General features: G+C 67.7%; 7 protein-coding genes. 5 read left to right on the top strand and 2 right to left on the bottom strand.

Translation table 11 applies throughout. The features are described 5' to 3' along the window. A partial coding sequence (locus WA317_RS09375) for an SDR family NAD(P)-dependent oxidoreductase (protein WP_425172763.1) occupies positions 1 to 716 on the top strand: 716 nt, incomplete at its 5' end. A 4-nt stretch (positions 717 to 720) separates the two neighbouring features. Here the strand turns inward: WA317_RS09375 and WA317_RS09370 are convergent. Further along, on the bottom strand, positions 721 to 1,086 hold the full coding sequence (locus WA317_RS09370; protein ID WP_425172765.1) for an aminopeptidase: 366 nt from the start codon (positions 1,084 to 1,086) through the stop codon (positions 721 to 723). 151 nt (positions 1,087 to 1,237) lie between these two features. Between WA317_RS09370 and WA317_RS09365 the strand changes: the two genes are divergently transcribed. After that, complete coding sequence (locus WA317_RS09365; protein WP_425172762.1) at positions 1,238 to 1,714, top strand: SRPBCC family protein; 477 nt, start codon at positions 1,238 to 1,240, stop codon at positions 1,712 to 1,714. Beyond that, complete coding sequence (locus WA317_RS09360) at positions 1,714 to 3,315, top strand: phytoene desaturase family protein (protein WP_425172761.1); 1,602 nt, start codon at positions 1,714 to 1,716, stop codon at positions 3,313 to 3,315. The genes WA317_RS09365 and WA317_RS09360 overlap by 1 nt, the downstream gene beginning before the upstream one ends. A gap of 10 nt (positions 3,316 to 3,325) precedes the next feature. Here WA317_RS09360 and WA317_RS09355 read toward each other — a convergent pair whose 3' ends face one another. Continuing rightward, positions 3,326 to 4,873 (bottom strand): leucyl aminopeptidase, encoded by a 1,548-nt coding sequence (locus WA317_RS09355; RefSeq protein WP_425172760.1) that lies wholly within the window; start codon positions 4,871 to 4,873, stop codon positions 3,326 to 3,328. Positions 4,874 to 4,930: 57 nt separating this feature from the next. Between WA317_RS09355 and gcvT the strand changes: the two genes are divergently transcribed. Then, on the top strand, positions 4,931 to 6,028 hold the full coding sequence (gene gcvT, locus WA317_RS09350; protein WP_425172764.1) for a glycine cleavage system aminomethyltransferase GcvT: 1,098 nt from the start codon (positions 4,931 to 4,933) through the stop codon (positions 6,026 to 6,028). A 20-nt stretch (positions 6,029 to 6,048) separates the two neighbouring features. Next, positions 6,049 to 6,703, top strand: a 655-nt coding sequence (locus WA317_RS09345; protein WP_425172759.1) for a branched-chain amino acid aminotransferase, incomplete at its 3' end; no start/stop codon positions are given.

Genomic DNA, 6,703 nt, shown 5'->3' with positions numbered 1-6,703 from the left:
ACATCGACGAGGCCGCCGCCAAGGACACCGCCGCGCAGATCACCGCCCGCGGCGGGATCGCCTACCCCTACGTGCTCGACGTGACCGACGCCGACGCCGTCGAGGCGTTCGCCGAACAGGTGAGCGCCGAGCACGGCGTGCCCGACATCGTCATCAACAACGCCGGCATCGGGCAGGCCGGCCGCTTCCTGGACACGCCGCCCGAGCGGTTCGACCGCGTGCTGGACGTGAATTTGGGCGGCGTGATCAACGGTTGCCGTGCCTTCGGACGCCGCCTCGTCGAGCGCGGCACCGGTGGGCATATCGTCAACGTCGCCTCGATGGCCGCGTACGCGCCTTCCCAGCACCTGAGCGCCTACTGCACGTCCAAGGCGGCGGTGTACATGTTCTCCGACTGTCTGCGCGCCGAACTCGATGCGGCCGGCGTCGGGTTGACGACCATCTGCCCCGGTGTCGTCGACACCAACATCGTGCGCACCACCCGGTTCGACCCCCCGCCTGGCCAGGACGAGCGCGTCGAGGGACGTCGCGCAGAACTGGAGAAGATGTACGCTCGGCGCCGCTACGGTCCGGAGAAGGTGGCCAAGGCGATTGTGTCCGCGGTGCGGAAAGACAAGTCGATCCGGCCGGTCACGCCGGAGGCCTACCTGCTCTACGGCCTGTCCCGGGCGATGCCGCAAGCGCTGCGCAGCACCGCACGCGCGCGAGTGATGTAGGACCTCAGATGCCGGTGGCCGGCGCTCCGCCCGGCCGTTGCGGGAACAGTGCAGCCGCGGCGGCAGCGATCCCGATGAGCGTCAACGGGATCGACCACAACCGCCGATTGCCCAACGCCGAGTTGCAGTCAGCGACATAGTGGCTTTGCGGGGCCACCTGGTTGATGACCGGGATCTGTTGCACGAGAGGGGAATTGCCTGCGTTCTGATTGTCCTGGCTACGGGCTGCCGAGACGTCTGAGTGCACTGCGCTGCCGCAGCCGATGGATCCGCCACTGCCGCCGGAAATCGACACCGGCAGGAAAAGCCCGATCACACCGGCCACCAGCATTATCAAGCCCGCCAGCAGGATCAATCGCCGCCCAGTGATCATGTGAGCCTCCCCAAGGTTACGGTTCGGGGGAGGAGGTTAACCGAAGCGATCGGTGTTCAAACGTTGCTGATCGGAACCGACTCCGCGCATCGTCCGGACCGGCTGCGGGTATCCGTCGGGTCGACGGCAGATTTCGGAGGTTTCGGTGATGAAAGCCAAACAAGACATGGCCACCACCCGCGAGGTGGCTGCGTCCCGTGAGCAGGTTTGGGCGGTAGTGGCCGACGGATGGGCCTATACACAGTGGGTGGTGGGCAACAGCCGCACCCGCGCTGTCGACTCCAACTGGCCTCAGCCCGGTGCAGCCATCAGGCACTCGGTGGGAATCTGGCCGATCGTGATAAACGACCAGACCGTGGTCGAGAGTTGCACGCCGTTTCGCGAAACCGTGCTGCACGCCGGCCTGGGACCCCTCGGCGCTATGCGGATCACCCTGCGACTCGAAGACACTGCCGATGGTTGCCGGGTGGAGATGATCGAGGTGGGGGCCAGCGGGCTGCTGAAACTCCTCCCCGATCGGCTGGTACTCGTCAGCGTCGCCCCGCGTAACCGCGAGTGCCTGTGGCGGCTTGCCGCGATGGCCGAACGGCTTGAACCCGCAGAGGTTCCGAAGAGGAGAAAGTAATGGTTCACGACACTGGAGAGTCAGTGGACGCGGTGGTCATCGGTGCCGGGCACAACGGACTGGTCGCCGCGTCGATGCTGGCCGACGCCGGCTGGGACGTGCTGGTGCTCGAAGCGCAACCCGAGCCCGGGGGTGCGGTGCGCAGCGCTGAACTGACGCCGGGTTACGTCACCGACTTGTACAGCTCCTTCTATCCGATGTCTGCGGCCTCGCCGGCGATCACCGCACTGCACCTGGAGGACCACGGACTGCGCTGGTCGCACGCACCGGCGGTGGTCGCGCATCCGCGCAACGGGGCCGATGACGAGATACCGGTGATCCACCGCGATCCCGCCCGCACCGCAACGGAACTCGAGCACCTGCAGCCGGGTGACGGGGAGAACTGGTGGCGGCTCGTGCAGCTGTGGGAGACCATCAAGAAGCCTTTCATGGACGCGATCCTGGCGCCTTTTCCGCCCGTGCGGCCTTCGCTTCAACTACTGAGAAAGCTCGGCACAGCCGAGGCCCTGCGGTTGGCGAATCTCATCGTGCAGCCGGCGAACGCGATGGCGTCTCGGCTGTTCGACGGCGAGGCTGCGCAGCTGTTGTTGCTGGGCAACGCCATGCACGCCGACGCCCCGCCCGACGCGCCCGGCAGTGGCGCGTTCGGGTTTCTGCTGATGATGCTGGCTCAAGACGTGGGCTGGCCGGTTCCGGTCGGCGGATCCGGCAAATTGACTGCGGCCCTGGTCAATCGGGCGTGCTCAGCCGGCGCGCACATCGAGTGCGGCCAGACCGTGTCTCGTATCCACGTGAAAGGTGGGCGGGCGGTTGCGGTCAGCACCGCGCAAGGCCGAACCGTGCGGGCCCGCCGGGCCATCGTCGCTGATGTCACAGCGCCGCGGTTGTTCTGCGACATGCTGCCGAATGACGCGGTTCCGGCGGCTTTGCTTCGCGAGCTCGACCATTACACCTGGGATCTGCCGGTCGTGAAGGTGAACTACACCCTCAGGGAACCCATTCCGTGGCGGTCGCAGAAGCTGGCGGGCGTGGGCACCGTGCACCTGGGTGCCGACGCCGACGGTTTGATCCGGTGGATGGCAGATTTGAACACCCGTGTCGTGCCGGAGGACCCGTTCCTCTTGTTGGGCCAGACCACGACCGCCGATGCGACCCGATCACCGGAGGGCACCGAAAGTGTATGGGCCTACACGCATCTGCCGCGCGACGTCGCGGACAACGGGTCCGCCGAGAAACTCGCCGTCACGATGGACCGGGTCATCGAAGACCATGCGCCCGGGTTCGGCGACCGCGTGATCGGCCGATTCGTGCAACGGCCGTCGGATCTGGAAGCCAGCAACGCCAATCTGTTCCGAGGCGCGGTCAACGGTGGAACTTCACAACTGCAGCAGATGCTGATCTTCCGTCCCGCACCCGGAATGGGGCGCGCTGAAACACCGGTCGAGCGGCTGTATCTAGGCAGCGCTTCGGCGACGCCCGGAGGATCGGTGCACGGTGCGTGCGGACGCAACGCAGCCAACGCCGCTCTACGGGCCGACGGAGCACTGCGTTGGCCGCGGCGGAAGATGACGCACCAGATCATGTCCCTCTTGACGAAGTAACCGCTGAACGTCAGCCGTTTTCGGCTATGTCCTGCAGCACGGCGACGATCGTGCGGGTCGGCACACCGGTGCCGCCCTTGGGCGTGTACCCCCACGGGCTGCCGGTGTTGTAGGCGGGGCCGGCGACATCGATGTGCGCCCACTGCACCCCGTCGGCGACGAACTCGCGCAGGAACACGCCCGCCACCAGCATCCCGGCGAAGCGCTGGCCGCTGATGTTGGCCAAGTCCGCCACCGTCGACTTCAAGTCGTCCTTGAGATCGTCGGGCAACGGCATCGGCCAGCCGTTCTCGCCGACGCGCTGCGAAATCGCCGACACCCGGTCGCGGAATTCGTCACTGCCCATCACCCCGGGGGTGCGGGCACCCAGCGCCACTGTCTGTGCACCGGTCAATGTCGACGTCTCGACCAGGTAATCCGGGTTGTCCTCGCAAGCCCGCACGATGGCGTCCGCCAAGATCAGCCGGCCCTCGGCGTCGGTGTTGAGCACCTCGACGGTGGTGCCGCCGTACTGGGTCAGCTCGTCGCCGGGGCGCTGGGCGGTGGCCGACGGCATGTTCTCGGCGATCGGCACGGTGGCGGTCACGTCGATCGGCAGTTTCAACTGAGCGGCCACCGCCACCGCGGCGATCACGGCAGCGGCGCCGCCCATATCGGAGGTCATATAGTGCATCGACGCCGCCGGCTTGATCGAGATGCCGCCGGTGTCGAAGGTGACGCCCTTACCGACCAGCGCCACCTTCTTGGCCTGCTTGCTCCGCTTGGCCAGCTTCGACCCGCGATGGCTCAGCCGCACCAGCCGCGGTGGCCGCGACGAGCCCTTGCCGACCCCGATCACGCCGCCGTACCCGGCCTTTTGCAGCGACTTCTCGTCGAGCACCTCGACGTCGAGCCCGGCGGCTTCGGCCAAGGCGCTGGCCCGTGCCGCCAGTTCCGCCGGATAAAGGTGACTTGGTGGGGTGTTGACCAGGTCGCGAGCCGTGGCGACGGCGGTCGCCACCGCGGCGGCATTCGCCGTTTCGGCTTTGGCATTCCTCGCGGTCGACAGCACCGTGACCTTGCGCAGCCCGTTATCCTTCGGCGCGGTCTTGGCGGTGCGGAAGGCGGTGAATCGGTAGCCGCCCAGGACCAGCCCCTCGACCACGGCGCCCAGATTGCCGGTGCCGGACAGTTCGCTCAGCGTGGTGATCACCGCCTCGGCGCTGCCCAGTGACCGCGCCGCCGTGCCGGCGGCGCGGCGAACCACCTCCTCGGGCCACTCGTCGCGCCGTTTGCCCAAACCGACGGTGAGCACGCTGGCCACCGGCAGCGACGACACCACCAGTCGGTGCACCTGCTCACTGCCGCCGGTGGCGGCCAGCGCGCGCAACCCGGCCTCGATCTCGGCGACAGCGTCGGCCGGTATGAACGGCTCGGCCGCGACGACCGCCGCGCCTGGTTGATCGTCTGATCCAGTCGACACGACCGGGACGACCAACACCGCCGATCCGGAGCCGCGGCGCGGCAGCGACGAGGCGGTAGTGACGGCTGGTGCGGCGTAACCGGGTTGTGTGCTCACTCGACTCACCCTAATCACCGCCGATTAGGGTGAGTCGGCGTGAGCAACGTGAGCAACCTGAGCGACGAAGTGCAGCACGGACCGCTGGAAGACCGCCACCGCGCATTGGGCGCCACCTTCGCGGAGTTCGGCGGCTGGCTGATGCCGGTGTCGTATACCGGAACGGTCACCGAGCACAACGCCACCCGTACCGCCGTCGGACTGTTCGACGTCAGCCACCTTGGCAAGGCGTCGATCCGGGGCCCGGGTGCGGCGCACTTCGTCAACTCCGCGTTCACCAACGACCTCAGCCGGATCGGTCCGGGCAGGGCGCAGTACACGTTGTGTTGCACCGAATCCGGCGGCGTGATCGACGACCTGATCGCCTACTACGTCGCCGACGACGACATCTTCCTGGTGCCCAACGCCGCCAATACCGCGGCGGTGGTCGCGGCGCTGCAGGCGGCCGCGCCGGCCGGCCTGACCATCACCGACCTGCACCGCTCCTTCGCGGTGCTGGCGGTGCAGGGGCCGCGTTCCGCCGACGTGCTCGGCGAACTCGGTCTGCCGGCCGAGATGGGCTACATGGCCTACGCGGACGCGTCATTGCAGGGCGTGCCGGTGCGGGTGTGCCGCAGCGGATACACCGGTGAACACGGCTACGAGCTGTTGCCGCCGTGGGAATCGGCGGGACCGGTGTTCGACGCGCTGCTGGCCGCCGTGGAGCGGGCGGGCGGGCAGTTGGCCGGATTGGGTGCGCGCGACACGCTGCGCACCGAGATGGGTTATCCGCTGCACGGACACGAGCTGTCGGCTGACATCTCGCCGTTGCAGGCCCGGTGCGGCTGGGCGATCGGCTGGAAGAAGGACGCATTCTTCGGCCGCGACGCGCTACTGGCCGAGAAGGCCGACGGGCCACGGCGGTTGCTGCGCGGGCTGCGCGCGGTCGGCCGCGGCGTGCTGCGGCCCGGATTGCCGGTGCTTGACGGCGACACCCAGATCGGGGTCACCACGTCTGGAACGTTCTCTCCGACATTGAAAATCGGCATCGCACTGGCGCTGATCGACACCGACGCGGACGTAGCAGACGGCCAGCACGTCCGTGTCGATGTTCGCGGCCGCAGCCTCGAATGCGAAGTGGTGCGCCCACCGTTTGTCGCCGCCAACACCCGGTGACCCGCGGATACAATCGCAGGATGACCAGCGGCCTCCTCGACTTCACGGTTCTGCGCACCGCAAACCCGACAAGCGACGAGGCACGTGACGCCGTCCTGCGCGACCCTGACTTCGGCAGTTACCACACCGATCACATGGTGTCGATCGACTACACCGACGGCCAGGGCTGGCACGATGCACGGGTCACCGCTTACGGTCCGCTGCAACTGGATCCGTCGGCCATCGTGCTGCACTACGCGCAGGGCGTGTTCGAAGGACTCAAGGCGTACCGCTGGCCGGACGGATCGATCGTGTCCTTCCGTGCCCAGGCGAATGCCGCCCGGATGCGCTCGTCGGCCCGGCGACTCGCGATACCGGCGTTGCCCGAAAAACTGTTCATCGAGTCGCTGCGCCAGTTGATCGCCGTCGACCAGTGTTGGGTGCCGCCGGCCGGCGGCGAAGAGTCGCTGTATCTGCGGCCATTCATCATCGCCACCGAGCCGGGCCTGGGCGTTCGGCCGGCCAAGCAGTACCGCTACCTGGTGCTGGCTTCGCCGGCCGGCGCGTATTTCAAGGGCGGCATCAAGCCGGTCAGCGTCTGGGTGTCGACGGAGTACGTGCGCGCCAGCCCGGGCGGCACCGGTGCGGCGAAGTTCGGCGGGAACTACGCCGGGTCGCTGGTGGCTCAGGCGGAAG

Source organism: Mycobacterium sp. (assembly GCF_049802695.1).
In the GTDB taxonomy this organism is placed as follows: domain Bacteria; phylum Actinomycetota; class Actinomycetes; order Mycobacteriales; family Mycobacteriaceae; genus Mycobacterium.
This window is presented reverse-complemented; position numbering and strand designations above follow the sequence as displayed.

Coding starts and splice junctions, on each gene's coding strand:
- WA317_RS09360 (WP_425172761.1), top strand. CDS start 1,714: ATGGTTCACGACACTGGAGAGTCAGTGGACGCGGTGGTCATCGGTGCC.
- WA317_RS09365 (WP_425172762.1), top strand. CDS start 1,238: ATGAAAGCCAAACAAGACATGGCCACCACCCGCGAGGTGGCTGCGTCC.